Below are 21,112 nucleotides of genomic sequence, written 5' to 3' on the forward strand. Positions count from 1 at the left end.
GAACCGTTATTTACAGTGAATAGCATAACATATTCAGGTTTTCACAATTCGGGACGGAAAAAGTCAAATATGGGTAGCGGAAAATAATTTTTATAGTACATATTCGTTTTTATGTACTTTGAAAAGTATATTTTGGACATAAATACAGTTTTATGAAGTTTTTCCAAACAATTATATTTTTTATGTTTGCTTGCGTCTTGGGGCGCTTTGGTTTACATTAGTCATAGCGGGAATAAATGCGGAAAGAGGGCGATGTCAGATGAAAAAGCAAGAGTTAGTGAATGCAGCGATACAAGTGATTCAAGCAGAAGGAATACAAAAGCTAAGTCTTGCCAAAATTGCAGAGGTAGTAGGTATTACAAAGCCAGCAATCTTCCATTATTTCAAGAATAAGCAGGATTTAATGCGGGCTGTGACGGAGTTTACGGTGGTAGAATATGAACAAACAATTGCTGCAGAATATGATAAATTGCCAGAAAATGATGATTTACGCCATGTCCATGCTTTTTTATATGGGAATTTGCGTCAACTGAATGATTCGGAACTTGTGAAAATCCACGCGGCGTCGATGGAGGTATTGGTTTCGGATGATGAGGCGAAGAAAGTTTGGCAAAATGTGTACGAACGGGAATTTGCAAAACTTGTGCCTGAAATCGGTGACATTCAGGCGGATTTGTTGAGTGTAGCGCTAGATGGTATGTGGTACGGCGCGATGTGTGGCGTTTGGGACGCGAGTCGTGCGGCTAGTATCGTGGAGTACTTAGAACGTATAATTAAAAAAGAGTGAATCCTTGCTTTTTTTATAGTTTAGAACTAAACTAAAGGAGTGAATCGAGATGGTGAAAAAAGAACAACGACTGGGCGTGCTTTTGTGGTTCCGAATTAGTCGTTTTTACAATCGTAATATTAAGCTGACGAATCAAAACTTGAAAAAGGCGAACCTTTCGATGGCTCAATTTGATGTCATTGCGCAGCTTGGTGCTACGGAGGAAAGTACGCAGAAGGCTTTGGCTGATCGGCTTGTTGTGACGAAGGGAAATATCACGCAATTGTTAGCAAAGCTTGAGATGCAAGGACTTATTTGTAGAAGGAAACAAGGCAAGGAAAAATATATCGCGCTAACGGAACTAGGACGCCAATGTTATGCGGAGAATGTTCCGGCGCAGGAAGCGTTTCAGCAATCGCAATTTGATAAACTGACGCGTGACGAGCAAAAACAGTTACTAGAGTTATTAAAAAAATTAGATAGCTAAGGAGTGTTAATTATGCGGTTAAAGGGATTACATCATATTTCGATGATTACAGGAAATGCACGGGCGAATTTTGATTTTTATACGAAGGTTCTTGGATTGCGATTAGTGAAGAAAACGGTGAATCAGGATAGTCCTTATACGTATCACTTATATTATGCGGATGAGATTGGAAATCCAGGTACGACGCTTACTTTCTTTGAAATTCCGGATGCGATTCGTGGGAGTAAAGGCTACAATTCGATTGCGCGTGTTGGTTTGCGGGTACCAAGTGATGAGGCGCTAGCTTATTGGGAAGAGCGTTTAACAATGTTTCACGTGAAACATAGTGGTGTTTATGAGCAGTTCGACCGGAATGTGTTAGATTTTGAAGATGTTGATGGCTTGTCTGTTCAATTAATTTCGGACCGTCGAAATGAAGGCGTTGCTGGTGGGACGCCCTGGGAAGGTAGCCCGGTTCCGAGCGAGTTTGCGATAATTGGATTGGGGCCTGTTCTGTTTTCTACATTGAAGAAGGAGAAGACCGATCGTGTGTTGTCGAAAGTGCTTGGTTTTGACCGTATGGGTGCGTTTGAGGATGACGAAAAGTTGGTTACTGTTTTTCAAGTTGGCGAAGGTGGTAATGGAGCGGAAGTTCAGTTAGAAGGAAACTTTAAGGATGCGCATGCTGTGGAAGGTATCGGAAGTGTACATCATGTGGCGTTTCGTGTGGAAGATGACGCGGAGTTGCGTGAATGGGTGGAGTATATTCAAGATTTAGGGTACCCGAATTCTGGTTTTGTAGACCGTCATTACTTCCATTCGCTTTATTTTAGAGAGGAAAATGGGATTTTGATTGAGCTTGCAACGGATGGGCCGGGCTTTAAGACGGATTTTGAGAAAGAGCGGGGTACGTATGTGGAGTTGCCACCTGCTTTAGAAAATCGTCGTGCAGAGATTGAAGCGCATTTAACAGAACTTGATACGGACATCTAATTATTAGCAAAAATATGCCATCTCGCTTATGATGGAGATAACATAATCATAGGTGGTGGAAACAGGATGACAGAAATTCAAAATGAAGGCGTTGCTAATGAAAATTGTCCTCGTTTAGAACGGTTTTTGGTTTCAAGTAAGCGTGATGTTCCGGCGATGTTGATTTTTCCTGGTGGAGCTTATGAAATGCGGGCTGACCATGAAGGAAAACCTGTTGCGGAGTGGTTGAATAGTATTGGTATTGCAGCTTTTGTGGTTCATTATCGTGTTGCGCCGTATAAACATCCAATACCATTAGAAGATGCAAAATGGGCGATAAGGACAGTGCGACATCGTGCGGAAGATTGGGGTATTGATCCAGCGCGTGTTGGTGTGCTTGGTTTTTCGGCAGGTGGACATTTGGCGTCGACGCTAGCGACTCATTTTGAGGACGGGCTGCCAGATGCGGATGATCCGATGCAACAGTATAGCACGAGACCTGATGTGTTGGTGTTAGGATATCCAGTTATTACGATGCGGGAATCGACACATAATGGCAGTAAACACAATCTTTTAGGTGATAAACCAACGAAGCAACAGATTTTGGAGCTGTCTAACGAGTTGCATGTATCGAATCATACGCCACCGACATTTTTGTGGCATACGGAAAATGATGAATCGGTATCGGTGAATAATAGTTTTATTTTTGCGGCGGCGCTTCAAAGGCACAATATTCCTCATTCGTTGCATACATTTGAGCGTGGGGAGCACGGATTGGGCTTGGCGCCGTATAATCAAGAGGCTAGAATGTGGCCTAAACTATGTGAAAACTGGTTAAAAGTGCGAAACTTCATTTAACTTTTGGCGAAAAAGTGGTACAATTTTAAGTGGGAAGTTAATATTTCGAGGAGGCAATACTTTGGGTAAACGCACTTTTTATTTTGTAAGGCATGGTAAGACGGAATGGAATTTGGCTAGAAGAATGCAGGGTTGGGGCGATTCACCTCTAATTACAGAAGGAATTGAGGGTGCGATTGCAACTGGTGAGGCGCTACGAGATGTAGACTTTGCGGCTGTTTATTCTAGCCCAAGTAAGCGAACGATAGATACGACAGGTTATATTCTTGGCGATCGCGACTTGGAAGTGAAGACGCTTGACGGACTTCGTGAGATGAGTTTTGGTATTTGGGAAGGCGAACTTTTTGTCGATATTTTGAAAAACTATGGTGTGGAATACGAGATGATGTTGGGAAATCCAGCGCATTATAAAGCGGAAGTCAGTAAAGGCGAGACATATCATCAAGTGAAGGAACGCACAAAACAAGCCGTGGAGCAGATTTTAGATGAGCAGCCAGAGGGTAATATTTTGGTTGTGTCACACGGAATGGCTTTGCGAATATTGATTTTTGTAGCTTTGGAAGGTGCTGATTTGCAGTCGCATCGTGAGGAAACACCGCATTTATTGAACACTGGAATTACGGTTGTCGAGTACGAGGACGGCGAATTCCGCGTAATGAAAGCAAATGATATCTCTCATCTTGAGGGAATAGCTGAAGGAGTCTAAACAAATGATAAAATTAGTCGCGATTGATATTGATGGTACGTTACTGAGTGATAACCATGAAATTACACCGGAAGTTCATACGGCAATTCATAAAGCAAAGGCAAAAGGCGTGAAAGTTGTTCTATGTACAGGTCGTCCGCTTACTGGTGTTCAGCAGTACTTGACAGATTTGGAATTGAAACGTGAAGGCGATTACGTTATTACTTTTAATGGCGCGATGGTGCAAGATACATTTACGAAAGAAGTTATGTCACATTTAACGCTTGATTATGATAGTGTTGTGGATATTTATAATATGAGCCGCGAAATTGGGCTGCATATGCATTATAGTGATGTTGATAATTTGTACACACCGAATCGTGATATTGGAAAATACACGGTTTATGAATCTTATATGACGAATACACCGCTATTTTATGTGCCGGTAGAAGAAATTCCGAAAGATGTGATGGCGTCGAAAGTGATGTTCATCGATGAAACAGAAGTTCTAGAACCAGCCATTGCCAAAATTCCAACTGCATTTGGCGAAAAATATAATTTAGTTCGTAGCTCACCGTATTTCTTAGAAGTTCTGAATCCAGAAGCTAGCAAAGGTAGTGCTGTGGAACGCTTGGCGAAGAAACTTGGCATTCAGCAAAGCGAAGTTATGTGTATCGGAGACCAAGAGAACGATTCAACAATGATTGAATACGCAGGTGTTGGCGTTGCGATGGATAATGCGATTGATAAAATTAAAGACATGGCCGATTTTATCACGTTATCCAATAACGAAAGCGGTGTTGCGCATGCTATCAATAAATATGTTTTGGAAGGATAGGTGACAAGATGAGTGATTGGATGGAGAAGGGCTACCGTGAATATCGTGGCAAGGAAATCAATGTGTATTTTAATACGGCGATTTGCGCGCATGCGGCAGAATGTGTAAAAGGTGACCCAGCTGTATTTGATACGAGTCGTAAACCGTGGATAGTTCCAGATAATGCATCACCAGAAAAAGTCAAAGAAGTCATTCACCGCTGTCCAAGTGGCGCACTTAAGTATCAAGTGAAATAGGAGGTTGTTGATGATGGAATTTGTTAAAGGTGAGAATCGTTTTTTCAAAGAAGATGAGAACGGGAAGTTAATTGCGGAAGTAACGTGGGTTCCAAGTGGGGATTCGCTTGTTATTTTGGACCATACGTTTGTAGATGAAAGTCTGCGCGGTCAAGGCATCGCTTCTGAACTTGTTGAAAAAGTAGCGGACACAATGCGAGCTGAAGGTAAGAAAATCGTCCCAACTTGTCCATTCGCTAAAGCAGAGTTCGAGCGTAAACCAGATAAATATAATGATATTAAAGCATAATATTTCCCGGGAAATAGATATAGAAAAAGGCGAAGTGCGGCAGTCACTTCGCCTTTTTGTTATAGGGATTCGTAAGTTGTGAGTGTTAAGTCATCACGCTGTTTCAATGCGGTCATGAATTTATCCATGGATTCTTTGGTTAAACTGTACTCTACGGAATTAATTGTGATCAGGTATTTGGTTAGGTTAATTGCTTCGATTTTTTGCAAGTCAATCAGCACGTTCTCTTTTGTAACAAGTACAACTTCCAATAAATGTAGTATCATTTTTGAATACCTCCTTAAATTTTCCGTTCTATACTTTCACTATACACTATTTCTGAGGGGATTGCTCAAAAAGAAACAAAATTATGACTTAATAATTCGGCTTCTTGCTTTCAATTTAAAAGATTATACTTTAAAATGAAGAGGTAAAGAGTTTACCTAATTGGAGGTTTTAATAATGGAACATAAACAAGATCAAGCTTTTCCGAAAGATTTCTTGTGGGGATCTGCATCGGCGGCCTATCAAATTGAAGGTGCTTGGGATGCGGACGGTAAAGGTCCATCTGTTTGGGATAATTTTGTAAAAATTCCTGGAACGACGTATGAAGGTACGAATGGTGATGTGGCGGTAGATCATTACAATCGTTATAAAGAAGACGTGAAGTTGATGGCGGATGCGGGACTGAAGGCATACCGTTTTTCGATTGCTTGGAGCCGTATTTTCCCGACTGGTAAAGGGGAAGTAAACGAGGCGGGGCTACAGTTTTATGATAACTTGATTGATGAGTTATTGAAATATGATATCGAGCCGCTTGTAACGCTGTATCATTGGGATATTCCACAAGCATTGATGGACGAGTATGGTGGTTGGGAATCGCGTAAAGTGATTGAAGACTTCACGAACTATTCCGTAGCCTTGTTCAAACGTTATGGCGACCGCGTGAAATATTGGGTTTCCCTAAATGAACAGAACATTTTCGTGTCGTTAGGCTATTCGATGGCACTACACCCACCGAAAGTAACGGATGACAAGCGTATGTACCAAGTAAACCATATTGCGAACTTGGCGAATGCTAGTGTTATCAATGCGTTTCACGAAATCGTAAAAGACGGAAAAATTGGACCAAGTTTTGCGTACACGCCGTTTTATCCAGTGGATACTGATCCGAAAAATGTGCTTGCTGCGGAGAACGCGGAAGATTTGAACAGCCATTTCTGGATGGATATTTATGCATGGGGCGTATACCCTAAAGCAGTTTGGCGCTATTTGGAGGAAAACGACTTGGCACCGACTGTGGAGCCAGGCGACATGGAACTTCTAGCCTCTGCAAAACCAGATTTCATGGGCTTGAACTATTACCAATCGGCAACAGCGGCGCATAATCCATTAGACGGCGTTGGTCAAAGCAACACATTCAACACGACTGGTAAAAAAGGAACTTCTGAAGAGACAGGGATTCCTGGCTTGTATAAAAAAGTGAAAAACCCATACGTGAAAACAACGGATTGGGATTGGACAATTGATCCTGACGGCCTACACATTGCGCTTCGTCGTATTGATAGCCGTTACCAATTACCAATTTTGATTACGGAAAACGGTTTGGGAGCTTTTGATAAATTAGAAGATGGCGAAGTACACGATGCGTACCGGATTGACTATTTGAGCTCACATGTGGGCGCGATTCAAGCAGCAATCAATGATGGCGTAGATATGCTTGGCTACTGCACTTGGTCGTTCACGGATCTATTAAGCTGGTTAAACGGCTACCAAAAACGTTACGGTTTCGTCTATGTAGATCGTGATATTTCGGACGACGCACCAATGACGCGGATTCCGAAAGATAGTTTTTATTGGTATAAGAAAGTGATTGAGACAAACGGGAAAGAATTATAAAATGAGAAGAGCGTAAGTCCTTTGGTGAGAAGGGTTTACGCTCTTTTGTATGTGAATATGAAAAATAACCTACACAAATAATAGTATACATGCTAAATGATGATTCGAAAACCCTAAAAATTCCCTTTCGCGGACTTGCGCTGCACATGAAAAGCTGGATATATCTTTTTTTTATTTTAGCTTCATGAAGTGATATTCATTTTACGCATATCACATAGATACATAACACGAGCATGCAGAAAAACGATTGTACTTCTATAATTTTGGCTCGTATAATTAAAAGTAATCCACAACACTAAATCAAATAAGAACTAGGAGGAATATAAATGACTACAAAAATTACAGAAAAAATGTACTTCAGCCCATCATTTGAATATATTGACAATGGAATCGAACATGGAGTTTTGAGTCCGTTTGAAACAAAGGAAGTTATTTTGAAAAAAGGACAGGTAATCGCAGAGGGCTTCAAACCACTAACTTGCGATATTAAAATGCTCAAAGACATCCCAGTGAAATTACGTGATGGTGTCACAATTTATACGGATATCTACTTGCCAATATCAGAGGAGCAAGTGCCAGTTCTTATTGCTTGGAGCCCTTACGGCAAGAGCGCGGGAACGGCACCTCGTTACAAAAATCTATTCCAGATGCTAGGTATGGGAAATCAATGGAACTCAGGTCTGACAAAGTTCGAAGCACCTGATCCAGCTTACTGGTGTGCACATGGGTATGCTGTTTGTAATCCTGATATGCGTGGTATTGCTCATAGCGAAGGAGATACAACAATGATTGGTTCTCAAGAAGCTGAGGATGGTTATGATTTAATTGAGTGGTTAGCGACACAATCTTGGTGCAACGGTAAAACAGCTCTCACAGGCACGTCATATTTAGCTTTTTCACAATGGTTTATCGCCTCCACACAGCCACCACATTTGACATGTATCAACCCTACAGAAGGGCTTGCAGATGGTTATCGTGACTTAGCTTTTATCGGTGGTATTCCTGATGAAAATTTCATCGAACGTCTACAAATTAATCATGTCAGTGCTAAAGGTGCTAAACGGGAGGATTTAGTAAAGGAAATGAAAGCTTATCCGCTTGCAGACGCGGAGGTTTGGAAAGATAAAGTCGCTGATGCGAGTGCTATTACGGTCCCTGCTTTCGTTATAGCAAGTTACTCCAATACGTTGCACACGATGGGCACATTCCGTTCATGGCGTTCCTTAGGTTCACAAGAAAAATGGCTTCGCATCCATGATAGTCAAGAATGGCCATATTATTACGATGAAAATAACACGGAAGAATTACGCCGCTTTTTCGATTACTATTTACTTGAAAAAGACAACGGTTGGGACAAGACACCGAGGGTACGCTACTCGCTCATCGATTTCCAAGGAGGAAACCAAACGGATTTACAATCGGAAGTTTTCCCACCTGCGTCTAGTGAGAACAAACGCTACTACATGAATGGGAAATTCCGTACATTACAAGAAAATCCAGAGTTAGAAGATTTTCCAGTAATGTATTCTCCGGAAAGCTTACCAGGTCGGACTTCCTTCCAGATGACTTTCGATGAAGAAACCCAATTTGTAGGCTATCCTAAAGCAAAACTTTTCATGGAAGTGGATGGATATGATGATATGGATGTTTTTGTTTGGGTGCAAAAGTTAGACAAGTTTGGCAATGTTTTAAGTGAATTTGTCGTTCCGAATCATGGTGCGGCGCTTCAAGATTTCACGCAAGAAGGAGCATCAGCACTACGTTACAAAGGTTCTTGGGGACGTCTTCGTGCTTCCATGCGTCACATTGATAAGGAGCTGGCAACAGATGAAATTCCGGCGTATACGTTTGACCGTGTTGAAAAATTAGCGAGTGGAGAAATTATCGCACTTGATATTGTGTTAAGCCCGCTTGGTCTGTCATACAAAGCAGGTGAAACTCTTAGAATAGTTATAAGCACAAAAGATGAACTAGGCTCAGTGATGCCAGGCACACCAGGTTGTACGCCTGATAATAAGGGAATTCATACACTTCATACAGGCGGCGAATATGCGTCTTATCTTCAACTCCCTTTACTAACGACTTTCTAAAAATGGACGGATGGCAATATCTTGTCAAATGAAATAGTTCACTTTATAATGAACGTACTATAAATATTTTGTCTGAAATGGAGCCATTATGAAGTTATCAAGCTTGAATTATTTTGTGGAAGTCGCGACAGAAGGTAGTTTTACGAAAGCTTCTGAAAAACTGTACATTTCGCAACCAACGTTAAGTAGACGAATACAGGAATTGGAAAATGAATTAGGTGTGGCATTGTTTATCCGTCATAGCCATAAGATTGAATTATCCGAGGAGGGCGAGAAATTTTTAGTTGAAGTGAATGATGTATTGAAACGCATGGACAATCTAGCTCATATGTTTGATACTCAAACTAGCCCGCATGAAAGACCACAAGTATTAAAGATTGGCTATTTAGCAAATTTCAATATGGGGAAAATGTATGAGTTGCTGGATCGGTTTAAAATGAACTATCCGAATCTCCAATTTTTAATGAAGCAAGATACGCCGATGAACTTGTCTGATGGGCTTTGTAGTGGGGAATATGATTTGGTATTTGATTTGTCGGTTTATTTCCAAGCTAGTGAAAATATTGAACAGGTAATTTTCAAGAAAAATCATTTACAAATCGCTGTACCTACAAATAATTCGTTAGCTCATAAGAATAAAGTAGATTTTGCCGACTTAAGCCAGGAAACCTTTATCTTGCTTGAACGGCAGCAGTCACCTGTTATTGTTGATTATGTCATTAACCAAGGAATTCGAAACGGCTTTCATTTAAAAGCTAATCACTATGTAAAAGACCTTGATGAAGGCTTATCAATGGTTTCATTAGGTAACGGATTGGCGTTCTTATACTCGGGAATGAACGATGGTAGCCTTGAAGAGAAATACCGGGTCAAAATTATTGATTTAAAAAGTGATACGAAGGGCCAAAATATTGTGATGGCTATTGACAAAAATAATACAAATAACTTCCTTCAAGAATTGTTTCGTTTTGTAAAAAAGGATTTACTAAAAGGCGATAATAAAATATAGTTTACTGGACTGACGAATTTAGAAATACTTTCTCAGTCCATTTCTTCGTCTAAAAAAAGCCCAATTTTATTTTTGTAATAATTTAAACACAATGGATAGTCTTGAAAGCGTTGACAAATGAGGTTAATTATCTGGATTGGTCTATACACATGACATTTTGAACCAATTTTTTTCGAGGTTTTGCATTGTTTTAGCAGGGTATTTGCTTAATGTCAGTAGTTTTGGCAAAAAGTAGAGCGCTTGGTGAAAGCGTAAACAATGAGGGGGATTTACGAATGGTTGAATGGAAGAACACGAAGAAATGGGTAGCAGGTGGAGTTTTAACGGCAGCGGTGGCACTGGGTGTGTCTTTAACGGGAGGTACACAGGCTCAAGCAGTGGTCGATGATGCGTCAGCAATGCCTAGCATTCAAGGGAAACAAGTTCTAGTTGGTTATTGGCACAGTTGGAAATCCACGGGTAAAGATGGTTACAAACAAGGTACTTCGGCGGATATCGCGCTAAAAGATGTTAATTCGGCTTACAATGTTGTTCCGGTTTCTTTCATGAAGGGTGACGGCGTAAATCGAATCCCGACTTTCAAACCGGTTGGGCTTACGGATAGTGAGTTCCGCGCGCAAGTTGCAGCTTTAAATAAACAGGGACGCAGTGTTGTGCTAGCGCTTGGTGGTGCTGATGGTCACGTGCAACTGCAAACTGGTGATGAGCAGGCTTTTGCAAACGAAATTATTCGCCAAGTGGAAACGTACGGTTTTGACGGGCTGGATATTGACCTTGAGCAAACGGCGATTACGGCTGGTAACAACCAAACAGTGATTCCGGCAGCTCTAAAAATTGTTAAAAATCACTATGCAGCGGAAGGCAAGAACTTCCTAATCACAATGGCTCCGGAGTTCCCATATTTGAAACCAGGTGCGGCGTATCAAAGCTATATCACGTCACTAACTGGTTACTATGACTATATCGCGCCTCAATTTTATAATCAAGGTGGCGACGGTGTTTGGGTGGACGAAACGAACCAATGGATCGCCCAAAACAATGACACACTGAAAAAAGAATTCTTGTATTACATGGCGGATTCGCTCATTCATGGCACGCGCGGTTATCTTCAAATCCCAGCGGATAAATTAGTTATCGGCTTGCCATCGAATAATGACGCGGCAGCAACAGGCTATGTTATTAATCCACAAAATGTATACGACGCATTCAATATGTTGAAAACGGCGGGAACTCCGCTTAAAGGGATCATGACTTGGTCAGCAAACTGGGATGCAGGTAAAAACAGCGCTGGTGTAAGTTATAATAATGCTTTCGCCAACGCATACGGTCCATTCTTAGGAACTAAATAATTATACGAAACCAAGTGGTCAATGGCTGCTTGGTTTTTTTATGTAGGCAAAATGTTTTAATTCCTTCTTAAAATTGGATTTATAGGGCTTCTTTAGGGTATAGTAAGGTAGCGAAAGTTTTTGCAAAATTGCTAACGAAGGAGGATGAGAACAATGCGTAAGTTTTATTTGTATTTTATTTTAGTGATGGCGCTTGTCATGATTGGGTTAGGACTTTATTTCGTGTTTAATCCAGGCACGTCGCTTGCTGCGTTCACGTTTGTCATTGGAATTGTACTATTATTGAATGGTTTGAATGAAATTATTTCGTATTTTAAGGGACGCAAAGTGTTGAAAATATCAAATTGGATTTTGCTTGACGGAGCGATTTCGTTGATTGCTGGTTTGATTATTTTGATTAACAACAATATCGGTGAGAAATTCATCGTGTTGATTTTTGTTATTTGGGTACTTGCTTCGGCGATTCTAAACATCATGATGGCATTCTCGGTAAAAGGTTCTAAGGGTTGGATTTTCGTATTGATTATCGGTATTATTGGTGCGATTATCGCGATTATTTCCCTATTTAGCTCAGCAATTGTTGCTGTGACAGTTGGCTTGATTCTCGGCGGATTCTTTATTTTCCAAGGGATTGCTTGTTTGCTGTTGTTTAACGGGATTCGTAAGCAGATGAAATAAGATAGCATGAAAATACCTTTTTGCGGGTAACCTGTTTTTGGGGTTGCTTGTGAAGGGGTGTTTTTTAGTTTAGATTAGTGGGAAAATCACGCTAAATATGATAGGCTTTTTGAAAATGGTGTAGGGGTGATTTGGATGGAGTATTGGTTGAGTAATGCGCGTTTGGAGACTGGCTTTGTTTGGCGCGATGGACGTGTTGTTGGAACGGAGACTGATCTTTTCGATTTATTGGTGCGTGATGGAAAAATAACAGAGATACAGACAGCGGGGACGGCGGATAAAGCGAATTTGCCTGTGAAAAATGCGGACGGGTATCTTGTTGTGCCTTCGTTTGTGGAGAAGCATATCCATTTAGATAAAACGAAACTTGGTGCGCCGTGGAGTGCAGTGACGCCAGTGAATTCGATTGTAGAGCGATTTACGTTAGAGACAGACGAGTTAGCAGCTTTGCCTGTTGGGATGGCGGATCGGGCGAGAAAACTGATTGATATAGAGCTTCGGAATGGGGCGACAATGTTTCGGTCACATATTGATGTGCATCCGCGAGCGGGTTTGAAATACTTGGAGACAATTCAGGAAGTTTTGCAAGGATATAGTGGGAAATTGGAGTCAGAGCTAGTGGCATTTCCGCAACATGGTTTGCTACGATCGGACAGTGTAGCGCTTGTACGAGAGGCATTGCGTAATGGGGCAACCTTGATTGGTGGGGTTGATCCTGGAAATGTGGATGGGGACGTGGAGCGGTCGTTGGAAACAATGTTTGAGCTTGCTGTGGCGGAGAATGCGGGTGTTGATATTCATGTGCATGACCGTGGGGAAGTCGGGAAAGCGACGTTTTGGAAGTTGTTGGAGCTTGTGAAAGAGTCTCAATTACAGGGGCGGGTGGCCGTGAGTCATGCGTTTGCGTTGGGAGATTTTGATGGGGCAGAGAAGGCAGAACTTTTTGGGGAGCTTGCGACGGAGCGTGTTGCTATTGTTACTAGTGTGCCGATTGGTGGTCAGATGCCGCCGATTAATGATTTGGAGGAAGCCGGTGTGACGGTGCATGTTGGTTGCGATAATGTGTATGATTGCTGGTCGCCGTATGGTAATGCTGATTTATTGGAACGAATCGGTAGGCTTGGTGAAATTACGGGGCGCGTGACGGAAGACAGATTGGCGCAAACGCTAGGTTTGATTACAAATGGTGTCACACCGCTGGATAAAAACGGGAATCAGGTTTGGCCAAAGGTGGGCGATGATGCGAATTTTGTTTTAGTGGATGCGAGTTGTACGGCAGAATTAGTTGCTCGACGTTCGACACGAAAAGCTACCGTTTTCCGCGGTAATGTTGTTGCTGGGGAACTGTAAATAAGAAATGCCTCGTAAAGCATAACGCTGCTTTGTGAGGCATTTTTTTAATATGTACGTATAATCGGAGGTACATAGTCTGTGATGAACGAATGGATTTCGTCAACGGAGTTAGAAAATAAGATTTTGCTGCGGTCTTCTACGGTTAGGAAGTCATTTTGGACCATGTCGTCGTAGAATTGTTGGATTGGTCTGTAGTAGTCGCTTTCGTTGTAGAAAATGCAAGGGTTGTTGTTCTGGCCGAGTCTGGACCATGAGACGACTTCGGTGATTTCTTCAAGTGTTCCGGGGCCGCCGGGTAATGCGATGCAGGCGTTTCCGAGGTCAAGCATTTTTTGTTTGCGCTCATCCATTGTGTCCACGATGATTAGCTCGGTTAAGTGAGGGTGGGCGAGTTCGCGTTCTTTTAGAAAGGTCGGGATGATGCCGATTGCCTTACCGCCTGACGCGATAACGGTGTCTGCTAAAATACCCATAAGGCCGGAGCGACCGCCGCCGTATACGAGTGTATTATTATTTCTAGCGATCCATTCGCCAACTGCGATGGTGGCTTGTTCGTAGACGGGGTTATTGCCTTTGTTTGCGCCACAATATACAACGATATTCATAATGATTCCTCATTTCCTTTATTTTTAAAATTAGTATATCATAATAGGGAAGCAGTGTTTGGAATGGAGGTCGCTAAAATGAGACAAAAAGTAATTGTAAATGCGGATGATTTCGGGATGTCAAAAGGGATTAATTATGGCGTGATGGAGGCGTATTTGAACGGGATTGTTAGTTCGACGTTGTTGATGCCTAATCTGGATGCGGCGGAGCACGCGGTGAACATTTCGCGCGTGGCTTGCCCAGACTTGTTCATTGGACAGCATACAAACTTCTTATTAGGAAAACCGTGTTCCGACCCTGCAAAAATTCCTTCGATGGTGGATGCGGACGGGAATTTTCATCGGTCAGCGTATTATCGGAGTGGGCAAGGGCATTTCGTGTATGATGAGGTGCGACGGGAGACGATTGCGCAGGTGGAGCGGTTTCGCGAGTTGTTAGGGTATTATCCGGAGCATATTGATTGTCATGCGGTTGGGGACGAGACGGTGGATCAGGCATTTTATGATATTGCGTTGGAATATGGGATTCATACGACGCTGAAATATAGCGGGGATAAAGTTTGGCCGTCATTGCCAGGGTATTTGGAGACGGGATTGTTGCTAGAGGTTAATGGCTTGCCGTTTATCGAGGCGGGAACGCATGTGGAGCATTTCTTGCGCGATGATTTTGCGTTGCTTAAGCAGGATACGTCGAAGGTTATTGAGATGCATTTTGATGCTGGCTTTTTGGATCAGTTTGTGTTGGATAATTCTTCGATGACGACGCCGCGTTGTCGGGAGCTTGAGACGTTGTGTGATCCGCGAGTTCGGGCTTGGTTTGATGCGCACGATTTGGAACGTATTAGTTTTGCTGATTTGAAAAGGAAATGAGGTGAGCGTCGCGGATGAAACGGTTTTTAATGATTGGAACGGCGGGCGTGCTTGGGGCGCTGTGCCGTTATTTTGTTGGCATGGGAGTTGGTGCGTTTTGGGGTGCTGATTTTCCGTTAGGAACGCTGCTTGTGAATTTGAGTGGGTGCTTTGTGCTGGCTTATTTGACGACGTATTTGTTTCGGCTGACGATACTGAATACGGACTTGGTCGTGGCGATTGGGACGGGATTTTTAGGTGCTTATACGACTTTTTCGACGTTCACTTTGGAGACAGTGCAGTTATTTGAGTCGGGGCATGCGATTTCAGCGGTTACATATGTAGGGCTCAGTTTTTTAGCGGGAAATTTGTTGGCGTGGCTTGGTTTTAGGCTGGGTGAGCGGCGGTTTGTGCGGAAGCGAGAAGCTGTGAAGGAGGGCGATGTGTGATGTGGCTACATGTGATTTCCATTGCAATTGGCGCCTTTTTCGGTGCTAACGCACGATACGCTTTGTCGACTTGGATAAAACGCCGTGTAAAATGGGACTTTCCGATTGCGACGTTAGTTATTAACTTGAGCGGAGCCTTTGTGTTGGGCGTTGTTGTGCAACTTCAACTAGGCACCGATTGGAATTTGCTCGCGACAACGGGATTTTTAGGGGCATTTACGACTTTTTCAACGTTCAAATTGGAAAGCGTGCAATTATCGGCAGAACGAAAATGGAAGAAAGTTATTTTGTATCAAGTTGTGACGTATTCTGTGGGTCTTGTATTAGTAGTTGTGGGAATGTTTGTAGGCTTGCTTATCGTGTGAAGGAGAGGCTCTGAAATGTGTAGTTCATAAGATTCAATTATAGTCAAAATATTTCAAACGAATGTTCCCTCTTTTTCATTACTGTGGTAAGATGAAAGTATAATATTTGAACTAGTGTTTTTGTCTAAGGAGGTAAACGAAATAGCTATTCGATTTGAGGGAAAACATATAAAAAGAGGCTCGGACACACTTATTGTTGTGTTTCAAGGAGCTTTCACCAAGTTTAATGAAGAATATGCAAATAAAATTGTTGCTGGGACGGTAAGTCCAGAATCTATTCAAGATACGCATACCTATTACCATTTCCATAAACTTTCTGAACAAATTACTCAACTGGATTTCTTTTTTATTGAGGATTATTACTCACAACTCTATGGCTGGTACATGTTTGATCATGGAGAATTGATTATCCGGAGTTTCAATGATAAACTTTCGCAATTTATTTGCAAACATAATTATAAAGAAGTCGTATTAATTGGAAGTTCCAAGGGAGGCGTCGGGTCAACGCTTTACGGTCTAATAAATCCCTACGTTACAAAAGTTTTTGGAATGGTTCCGGATTTAAGAATATCAACAGCGCCGTATGGAGAAAGTGGCCGAAAGTTATTTTTTAATAACGATGCAAATTTTGAGAAAAAAGTAAAAGATTTTCAAGGCTTGCTTTCCAGTTACCCTGTTACGGTTGAAAATAAAAAGTTCTATTTTTATACAGGAATGAGGGATTACGGTTTTCAGCAATTAGTGGAATTGAATAAATATCTATATAGAAAATATGGCTATGATTCTCACCTTATTATTATGCCAACACCAGATTCGCACGGTCCTCTGATAAAGGAACATGCGAATCTGATTAATCATATCATTCATGACGTGATTAATGACATTCCTCTAGAAAACGAGCTTTTTCTGGAGTTAGGCGGGAATATTTATTTAAGCACTTACCCAGCTATTGGGAAAAAATGAATATACATTTTTGTTAGAAACGCTAGAAGAGGTTGAAATATTCAGTGGTTTGGCGACCCTGAATGTTTTTGCCTCTTCTTTGACTATTTCCAAAAACTGTGTTAATTTCTAAAAGAAGCTAAGAAAGTAAGTTTCCGTGGTTCGAAACTATCCCACGATAAAAAACTAAGGAGTGAAAAGTAAATATGAGAAACCAAGATGAACTAGCTGGTGTCACACATTTAGGAAATCAGGGGACGGAGTATCGGATGGATTACGCGCCGGAAGTGTTGGAAGCATTTCCGAATAAGCATCCAGATAATGATTACTTTGTGAAGTTTAATTGCCCTGAGTTTACGAGTCTTTGTCCGATGACTGGGCAGCCTGACTTTGCGACGATTTATATTTCTTATGTGCCCGGCGAAAAAATGGTTGAAAGTAAGTCACTGAAGCTTTATTTGTTTAGTTTCCGAAACCATGGCGATTTTCATGAGGATTGTATCAATATTATTATGAAAGATTTGATCAAACTTATGGGGCCAAAATACATTGAAGTATGGGGGAAATTCACGCCGCGTGGTGGGATTTCGATTGATCCATATGCGAATTATGGGAAACCAGGCACGCGCTTTGAAGAAGTTGCGATGCATCGCTTAATGAATCATGATATGTACCCTGAAAAAGTGGATAATCGGTAGGAGGAAATGAAAATGACAAATAAAAAAGCGTTAGTGATTTTTTCTGGTGGGCAAGATTCGACGACGTGTTTGTTTCAAGCGATTCAGGATTATGGGAAAGAGAACGTGGAGGTTATCACGTTTTTCTATGGTCAGCGGCACGCAATTGAGCTGAGTAAGGCAAAATGGATTGTGCGGGATTTGAATGTGAAGCAGACGGTGATTGATACGTCGGTTATAAAACAAACGACAAATAATGCGTTGATGGATGATTCGATGGAGATTTCGCAAGGGGAATCGGAGGAGTATCCGAATACGTTTGTTGATGGGCGTAATGCGCTGTTCTTGTTGCTTGCGGGAACGTATGCGAAGGGGCAAGGCATTACGGATATTATTATTGGTGTATGTGAGACGGACTTTAGCGGGTATCCGGATTGTCGCGATGTGTTTGTGAAGTCGATGAACGTGACGCTGAATTTGGCGATGGATTTTCCGTTTGTTGTGAAGACGCCGCTTATGTATTTGACGAAGGCCGAGACGTGGGCTTTGGCGGATGAGCTGGGACGGCTGGACTATGTTCGGGAGCATACGCATACGTGTTATATGGGCGTGGACGGCGGATGTGGCGAGTGCCCTAGCTGTGAGTTGCGGGAGAAGGGCTTGACGGAGTACTTGGCGCAGAAGGCTGGGACGGCGTTATGATGAAGATTGCGAAGGAATTTACGTTTGATATGGGGCACATGTTGGATGGGCATGACGGGAAATGTCATAATTTGCATGGGCATACGTATACGCTGCAAGTGGAAGTTGCCGGAGCGCTGATTACGACGGGGTCTAGCGCTGGGATGGTGCTGGATTATGGCGATATTAAGCGGATTGTGAAGGAACATGTGACGGCGAAATTGGATCATGCTTTTGCGTATTTTGAGGAAAATGAAAATGAGTGCCGCGTTGCAAAATTGCTTCAGGAAATGGAGCGGAAAACAGTGGCGTTACCTTGTCGTTCGACGGCAGAGGGGCTTGCGATGGTGATTTATGATTGGTTAGCGCCGTACTTGCCGGTTTCGGCGATACGTTTAGGGGAGACACCGACGTCTTTTTGTGAGTATACGGGTGAACTGTCATGATGCATCGCGAGTATCGGATTGTGGAGATTTTTGAGACGATGCAGGGTGAGGGCTACAACACGGGAATGCCGAGCGTTTTTATTCGGTTTGGACGGTGTAATCTGGATTGTCCGTGGTGTGACACGAATTATAATGAGTTTGTGATGATGACGGGGGAACAGATTTTGGCTGAAGTGCATAAATATGAGGCGCGAAACATTGTTATCACAGGCGGGGAGCCAACGATTCAACGCGGAATTGAGGAACTTTTGCAAGTTTTGAAAGCGGAAGGTTACTATTTGGCGATTGAGACGAATGGCTTGAAGGATGTGCCTGTGGAAATTGATTATGTGGCGACGAGTCCGAAGCGATTATACAGTAACATGTATGAGAAACGTCATTTGTCGCAAGCGGATGAGGTGCGGATTGTTGTGGATGGCGATGTTCAGGCGTTTTGTGCGCAGATTGAAGCTCTGATTCCTGCGAAACGGTATTATTTATCGCCGTGTGAGGTGGATGGTGATTTTAATATGCTAGAAACGATTCGTCAATTGGGACAGCTGAACGCTACGCGTGGCGAGAATAAATGGGCGCTTAGTATTCAGACACATAAATTAGCGGGAATTGAATAAATTTTGAAAGGAAGCTTATCTTGACATTATGTTGAGGTAGGCTTTTTTGTGCGTTAAATGACGGTTTTCTTCTTGTTTTGAAACTGGCTTGAACCTTTCTTTAGGAAAAACTTAAATTGGCTTGGGAGTTTCTTTATGTGGCACTGTTAACATGAAGTTATACCTCAAAATAGAATGGAAAGAAGTGAAATGTATGCCACGATTGAAACGAAAAAAATCAAGGAAACTTAAACCTATTGCAAAAATACTTATTGTTGTACTCCTAGTGATTCTTGGCTGTTTAACATTCTATTATGTGCAGTATTATCAAGCGTTACATTCCGTGAATGCGGACTTTACATCGGCCAAAGGGGAGGATTTTAAATCGACGAAAGACCCTAAGTTAGATGATTTTAATGTGTTGTTGGTAGGTAGTGATTCGCGGGGGTCAGATCAGGGACGCTCGGACTCGATACTTCTTTTACATTATGATTCTAAAGCGAAAAAGCCGAAAGTTGTCTCGTTTATGAGGGACTCTTATGTGGAAATACCAAATAGGGGGAAACAAAAATTAAATGCCGCATATTCGTACGGTGGAATCGAATTGTTACGCGAAACGATTCAGCAGAATTTTGACATAAAGATGGATTATTATTTAATGACTGATTTTAGTGGTTTTGCCAAAATTATTGATACGGCGTTTCCGGATGGTGTTACAATAACGGCGGGCAAGGAGATGTCTAAAAATATCGGAATGACGATTTATCCTGGGAAGCAACAAATGGATGGGAAGACATTACTTGCTTATTCGCGATTTAGATATGATGCGCAAAGTGATTTTGGTCGTGTAAAAAGACAGCAACAAGTCGTGCAAAGTGTGATGAAACAAAGCGTTTCGGATATTAGTATTACGAAAATCCCGTCATTGCTCGGGCTTGTGCAAGGAAATATTTCAACGAATATCCCGACTAAGTTACTCGTTAATATGGGACAAGAAATGTATTTTCACCCACCTACAGGACTGGATTCATTGACAGTTCCAACGAATGGTAGTTATGAAGACAAGACGTATCCTGGTGCTGGCGCTGTTTTGGAATTGGATTTGGATAAGAATCAGGCGGCTATTAAGAAGTTTTTGAATGATGACAAATCGTAGACATAATCAACAAGCATGGAGGTATAGAGAATGAAAAAAAATATAATAATTATGTCGTCAATTTTGCTAGTTGTAGCGTGCCTTGGTGTCGGTGGTGTATTTTTCTTCCAGCAACAGCAAAAAGAGCAAAAGGCAGAGCAAGCGAAGAAGCAAAGTCAAGTTGCGAAAAAGGAAAAAGAGGCAGTGAAAGAAGAGGAAGCGAAAAAAGAACAGGCTTTGGCGCAAAAGCCGAAACCAATCGACAAAAACCAAAAAACGGCTTACTTGACGATTGATGACGGGCCGACGAAGTACTTCAAACGAATTGTGGAGGCTTTGAAGAAAGAGAATGTGAAGGCGACATTTTTTTTCGTAGGGAACAATATTAAAGATGAATATAAAGCGGATATAAAACAGGCGGTGCAGGATCGCAATAGTATCGGGATGCACAGCATGTCGCATGATGCGAATAAATTATATAAGCAAAGCCAGTTTATTCCAGAGATGGAGCAGGAATCGAAGCTACTAAGTGATATTGTCGGCAAAAAAGTCGGGTTGATTCGCGCGCCATATGGTAGTACGTACTTAAACAATGACCAAGTGCAAAAAGCGAAGGCAGATAAGTTCCGTTTGTTGGATTGGAATATTGATAGTAATGATTGGAAACATAAAGGGAAACCGCAAGAGACGGTCTCGTTTGTGAATCAAGAGTTGGATGGTTTTCATAAAATCTCACCGGTTATTTTAGTGCATGAAACGGAAGATACGTTGGATGCGATTCCGGCTTTAGTGAAAGCGATTCGGGCGAAAGGATTTGTATTAGAGCCTTATTTTGAGGACAATGATTTTCATTTGAATTTTAAGAAAGATCCAGATTTATAAGAGGTGTGAGAAGGTGTTGTCCCG

General features: G+C 41.9%; 26 protein-coding genes and 1 riboswitch. Of the genes, 24 read left to right on the plus strand and 2 right to left on the minus strand.

What is annotated here, in order from left to right:
• Positions 1-259 precede the first annotated feature (259 nt).
• From EP57_RS05580 to EP57_RS05615, 8 genes are all read left to right on the plus strand, one after another.
• Positions 260-787, plus strand: coding sequence for a TetR/AcrR family transcriptional regulator (locus EP57_RS05580; protein ID WP_036084915.1), 528 nt, complete (start codon positions 260-262; stop codon positions 785-787).
• A 49-nt stretch (positions 788-836) separates the two neighbouring features.
• Entirely contained in the window at positions 837-1,253 is a 417-nt protein-coding gene (locus tag EP57_RS05585; RefSeq protein ID WP_036084917.1) for a MarR family winged helix-turn-helix transcriptional regulator, read from the plus strand.
• Between the two features lie 12 nt (positions 1,254-1,265).
• Positions 1,266-2,225 (plus strand): ring-cleaving dioxygenase, encoded by a 960-nt coding sequence (locus EP57_RS05590; protein WP_036084919.1) that lies wholly within the window; start codon positions 1,266-1,268, stop codon positions 2,223-2,225.
• A gap of 66 nt (positions 2,226-2,291) precedes the next feature.
• The gene (locus EP57_RS05595) at positions 2,292-3,062 is read left to right on the plus strand and encodes an alpha/beta hydrolase (protein WP_036084920.1); all 771 of its coding nucleotides are present in this window, start codon (positions 2,292-2,294) and stop codon (positions 3,060-3,062) included.
• A 61-nt stretch (positions 3,063-3,123) separates the two neighbouring features.
• Positions 3,124-3,768: a histidine phosphatase family protein gene (locus tag EP57_RS05600; RefSeq protein WP_036084921.1), complete on the plus strand. Its 645-nt coding sequence runs from the start codon at positions 3,124-3,126 to the stop codon at positions 3,766-3,768.
• 4 nt (positions 3,769-3,772) lie between these two features.
• Positions 3,773-4,585, plus strand: coding sequence for a sugar-phosphatase (gene yidA / locus EP57_RS05605; protein ID WP_036084922.1), 813 nt, complete (start codon positions 3,773-3,775; stop codon positions 4,583-4,585).
• An 8-nt stretch (positions 4,586-4,593) separates the two neighbouring features.
• Positions 4,594-4,821, plus strand: coding sequence for a (4Fe-4S)-binding protein (locus tag EP57_RS05610; protein WP_036084923.1), 228 nt, complete (start codon positions 4,594-4,596; stop codon positions 4,819-4,821).
• A 10-nt stretch (positions 4,822-4,831) separates the two neighbouring features.
• Entirely contained in the window at positions 4,832-5,110 is a 279-nt protein-coding gene (locus EP57_RS05615) for a GNAT family N-acetyltransferase (RefSeq protein WP_311773304.1), read from the plus strand.
• A gap of 59 nt (positions 5,111-5,169) precedes the next feature.
• On the opposite strand, the gene EP57_RS05620 is transcribed toward EP57_RS05615, so the two are convergent.
• Positions 5,170-5,376 (minus strand): hypothetical protein, encoded by a 207-nt coding sequence (locus tag EP57_RS05620; protein WP_036084925.1) that lies wholly within the window; start codon positions 5,374-5,376, stop codon positions 5,170-5,172.
• Between the two features lie 175 nt (positions 5,377-5,551).
• On the opposite strand from EP57_RS05620, the gene EP57_RS05625 reads away from it, so the two are divergent.
• The 6 genes from EP57_RS05625 to EP57_RS05650 all read left to right on the plus strand — a co-directional run bounded on the left by EP57_RS05625 (position 5,552) and on the right by EP57_RS05650 (position 13,464).
• On the plus strand, positions 5,552-6,988 hold the full coding sequence (locus EP57_RS05625) for a glycoside hydrolase family 1 protein (RefSeq protein WP_036084928.1): 1,437 nt from the start codon (positions 5,552-5,554) through the stop codon (positions 6,986-6,988).
• Between the two features lie 326 nt (positions 6,989-7,314).
• Complete coding sequence (locus EP57_RS05630) at positions 7,315-9,078, plus strand: CocE/NonD family hydrolase (protein ID WP_036084930.1); 1,764 nt, start codon at positions 7,315-7,317, stop codon at positions 9,076-9,078.
• A gap of 88 nt (positions 9,079-9,166) precedes the next feature.
• The gene (locus EP57_RS05635; RefSeq protein ID WP_036084932.1) at positions 9,167-10,087 is read left to right on the plus strand and encodes a LysR family transcriptional regulator; all 921 of its coding nucleotides are present in this window, start codon (positions 9,167-9,169) and stop codon (positions 10,085-10,087) included.
• A 275-nt stretch (positions 10,088-10,362) separates the two neighbouring features.
• Complete coding sequence (locus EP57_RS05640; RefSeq protein ID WP_036084933.1) at positions 10,363-11,436, plus strand: chitinase; 1,074 nt, start codon at positions 10,363-10,365, stop codon at positions 11,434-11,436.
• A gap of 153 nt (positions 11,437-11,589) precedes the next feature.
• Entirely contained in the window at positions 11,590-12,114 is a 525-nt protein-coding gene (locus EP57_RS05645; protein WP_036084936.1) for an HdeD family acid-resistance protein, read from the plus strand.
• A 135-nt stretch (positions 12,115-12,249) separates the two neighbouring features.
• Entirely contained in the window at positions 12,250-13,464 is a 1,215-nt protein-coding gene (locus EP57_RS05650) for an amidohydrolase (RefSeq protein ID WP_036084938.1), read from the plus strand.
• A gap of 47 nt (positions 13,465-13,511) precedes the next feature.
• Here EP57_RS05650 and EP57_RS05655 read toward each other — a convergent pair whose 3' ends face one another.
• Positions 13,512-14,072, minus strand: coding sequence for an LOG family protein (locus tag EP57_RS05655; RefSeq protein WP_036084940.1), 561 nt, complete (start codon positions 14,070-14,072; stop codon positions 13,512-13,514).
• 78 nt (positions 14,073-14,150) lie between these two features.
• On the opposite strand from EP57_RS05655, the gene EP57_RS05660 reads away from it, so the two are divergent.
• The 10 genes from EP57_RS05660 to EP57_RS05705 all read left to right on the plus strand — a co-directional run bounded on the left by EP57_RS05660 (position 14,151) and on the right by EP57_RS05705 (position 21,088).
• Complete coding sequence (locus tag EP57_RS05660) at positions 14,151-14,942, plus strand: ChbG/HpnK family deacetylase (protein WP_036084942.1); 792 nt, start codon at positions 14,151-14,153, stop codon at positions 14,940-14,942.
• Between the two features lie 14 nt (positions 14,943-14,956).
• Positions 14,957-15,370 carry a fluoride efflux transporter CrcB gene (gene crcB, locus EP57_RS05665; RefSeq protein WP_036084944.1) on the plus strand — a complete coding sequence of 138 codons (414 nt, stop codon included), beginning with the start codon at positions 14,957-14,959 and terminating at the stop codon, positions 15,368-15,370.
• Positions 15,370-15,735: a fluoride efflux transporter CrcB gene (crcB, locus tag EP57_RS05670; protein ID WP_036084946.1), complete on the plus strand. Its 366-nt coding sequence runs from the start codon at positions 15,370-15,372 to the stop codon at positions 15,733-15,735. The genes crcB (EP57_RS05665) and crcB (EP57_RS05670) overlap by 1 nt, the downstream gene beginning before the upstream one ends.
• 120 nt (positions 15,736-15,855) lie before the next feature.
• Positions 15,856-16,698 carry a hypothetical protein gene (locus EP57_RS05675; protein WP_143812828.1) on the plus strand — a complete coding sequence of 281 codons (843 nt, stop codon included), beginning with the start codon at positions 15,856-15,858 and terminating at the stop codon, positions 16,696-16,698.
• A 130-nt stretch (positions 16,699-16,828) separates the two neighbouring features.
• Positions 16,829-16,873, plus strand: a riboswitch (PreQ1 riboswitch).
• 10 nt (positions 16,874-16,883) lie between these two features.
• Entirely contained in the window at positions 16,884-17,375 is a 492-nt protein-coding gene (queF, locus tag EP57_RS05680) for a preQ(1) synthase (RefSeq protein ID WP_036084950.1), read from the plus strand.
• Positions 17,376-17,387: 12 nt separating this feature from the next.
• Positions 17,388-18,056: a 7-cyano-7-deazaguanine synthase QueC gene (gene queC / locus EP57_RS05685; protein ID WP_206539126.1), complete on the plus strand. Its 669-nt coding sequence runs from the start codon at positions 17,388-17,390 to the stop codon at positions 18,054-18,056.
• Positions 18,053-18,481, plus strand: coding sequence for a 6-carboxytetrahydropterin synthase QueD (gene queD / locus EP57_RS05690; protein ID WP_036084954.1), 429 nt, complete (start codon positions 18,053-18,055; stop codon positions 18,479-18,481). Before queC ends, queD begins: the two co-directional genes overlap by 4 nt.
• A complete protein-coding gene (locus EP57_RS05695) occupies positions 18,478-19,092 on the plus strand; it encodes a 7-carboxy-7-deazaguanine synthase QueE (RefSeq protein ID WP_036084956.1) in 615 nt (204 codons plus the stop codon). Before queD ends, EP57_RS05695 begins: the two co-directional genes overlap by 4 nt.
• Before the next feature lie 193 nt (positions 19,093-19,285).
• Positions 19,286-20,227 (plus strand): LCP family protein, encoded by a 942-nt coding sequence (locus EP57_RS05700; protein ID WP_036084957.1) that lies wholly within the window; start codon positions 19,286-19,288, stop codon positions 20,225-20,227.
• 30 nt (positions 20,228-20,257) lie between these two features.
• Positions 20,258-21,088 carry a polysaccharide deacetylase family protein gene (locus EP57_RS05705; RefSeq protein ID WP_036084958.1) on the plus strand — a complete coding sequence of 277 codons (831 nt, stop codon included), beginning with the start codon at positions 20,258-20,260 and terminating at the stop codon, positions 21,086-21,088.
• The last annotated feature ends 24 nt before the right edge of the window (positions 21,089-21,112 follow it).

It is taken from the genome of Listeria booriae, assembly GCF_000766865.1.
Taxonomy (GTDB): domain Bacteria; phylum Bacillota; class Bacilli; order Lactobacillales; family Listeriaceae; genus Listeria_A; species Listeria_A booriae.

Excerpts from the sequence above, each read along its gene's own strand:
- EP57_RS05580 (WP_036084915.1), top strand. The coding sequence starts at position 260 with ATGAAAAAGCAAGAGTTAGTGAATGCAGCGATACAAGTGATTCAAGCA.
- EP57_RS05585 (WP_036084917.1), top strand. The coding sequence starts at position 837 with ATGGTGAAAAAAGAACAACGACTGGGCGTGCTTTTGTGGTTCCGAATT.
- EP57_RS05590 (WP_036084919.1), top strand. The coding sequence starts at position 1,266 with ATGCGGTTAAAGGGATTACATCATATTTCGATGATTACAGGAAATGCA.
- EP57_RS05595 (WP_036084920.1), top strand. The coding sequence starts at position 2,292 with ATGACAGAAATTCAAAATGAAGGCGTTGCTAATGAAAATTGTCCTCGT.
- yidA (WP_036084922.1), top strand. The coding sequence starts at position 3,773 with ATGATAAAATTAGTCGCGATTGATATTGATGGTACGTTACTGAGTGAT.
- EP57_RS05610 (WP_036084923.1), top strand. The coding sequence starts at position 4,594 with ATGAGTGATTGGATGGAGAAGGGCTACCGTGAATATCGTGGCAAGGAA.
- EP57_RS05615 (WP_311773304.1), top strand. The coding sequence starts at position 4,832 with ATGATGGAATTTGTTAAAGGTGAGAATCGTTTTTTCAAAGAAGATGAG.
- EP57_RS05620 (WP_036084925.1), bottom strand. The coding sequence starts at position 5,376 with ATGATACTACATTTATTGGAAGTTGTACTTGTTACAAAAGAGAACGTG.
- EP57_RS05625 (WP_036084928.1), top strand. The coding sequence starts at position 5,552 with ATGGAACATAAACAAGATCAAGCTTTTCCGAAAGATTTCTTGTGGGGA.
- EP57_RS05630 (WP_036084930.1), top strand. The coding sequence starts at position 7,315 with ATGACTACAAAAATTACAGAAAAAATGTACTTCAGCCCATCATTTGAA.
- EP57_RS05635 (WP_036084932.1), top strand. The coding sequence starts at position 9,167 with ATGAAGTTATCAAGCTTGAATTATTTTGTGGAAGTCGCGACAGAAGGT.
- EP57_RS05640 (WP_036084933.1), top strand. The coding sequence starts at position 10,363 with ATGGTTGAATGGAAGAACACGAAGAAATGGGTAGCAGGTGGAGTTTTA.
- EP57_RS05645 (WP_036084936.1), top strand. The coding sequence starts at position 11,590 with ATGCGTAAGTTTTATTTGTATTTTATTTTAGTGATGGCGCTTGTCATG.
- EP57_RS05650 (WP_036084938.1), top strand. The coding sequence starts at position 12,250 with ATGGAGTATTGGTTGAGTAATGCGCGTTTGGAGACTGGCTTTGTTTGG.
- EP57_RS05655 (WP_036084940.1), bottom strand. The coding sequence starts at position 14,072 with ATGAATATCGTTGTATATTGTGGCGCAAACAAAGGCAATAACCCCGTC.
- EP57_RS05660 (WP_036084942.1), top strand. The coding sequence starts at position 14,151 with ATGAGACAAAAAGTAATTGTAAATGCGGATGATTTCGGGATGTCAAAA.
- crcB (WP_036084944.1), top strand. The coding sequence starts at position 14,957 with ATGAAACGGTTTTTAATGATTGGAACGGCGGGCGTGCTTGGGGCGCTG.
- crcB (WP_036084946.1), top strand. The coding sequence starts at position 15,370 with ATGTGGCTACATGTGATTTCCATTGCAATTGGCGCCTTTTTCGGTGCT.
- queF (WP_036084950.1), top strand. The coding sequence starts at position 16,884 with ATGAGAAACCAAGATGAACTAGCTGGTGTCACACATTTAGGAAATCAG.
- queC (WP_206539126.1), top strand. The coding sequence starts at position 17,388 with ATGACAAATAAAAAAGCGTTAGTGATTTTTTCTGGTGGGCAAGATTCG.
- queD (WP_036084954.1), top strand. The coding sequence starts at position 18,053 with ATGATGAAGATTGCGAAGGAATTTACGTTTGATATGGGGCACATGTTG.
- EP57_RS05695 (WP_036084956.1), top strand. The coding sequence starts at position 18,478 with ATGATGCATCGCGAGTATCGGATTGTGGAGATTTTTGAGACGATGCAG.
- EP57_RS05700 (WP_036084957.1), top strand. The coding sequence starts at position 19,286 with ATGCCACGATTGAAACGAAAAAAATCAAGGAAACTTAAACCTATTGCA.
- EP57_RS05705 (WP_036084958.1), top strand. The coding sequence starts at position 20,258 with ATGAAAAAAAATATAATAATTATGTCGTCAATTTTGCTAGTTGTAGCG.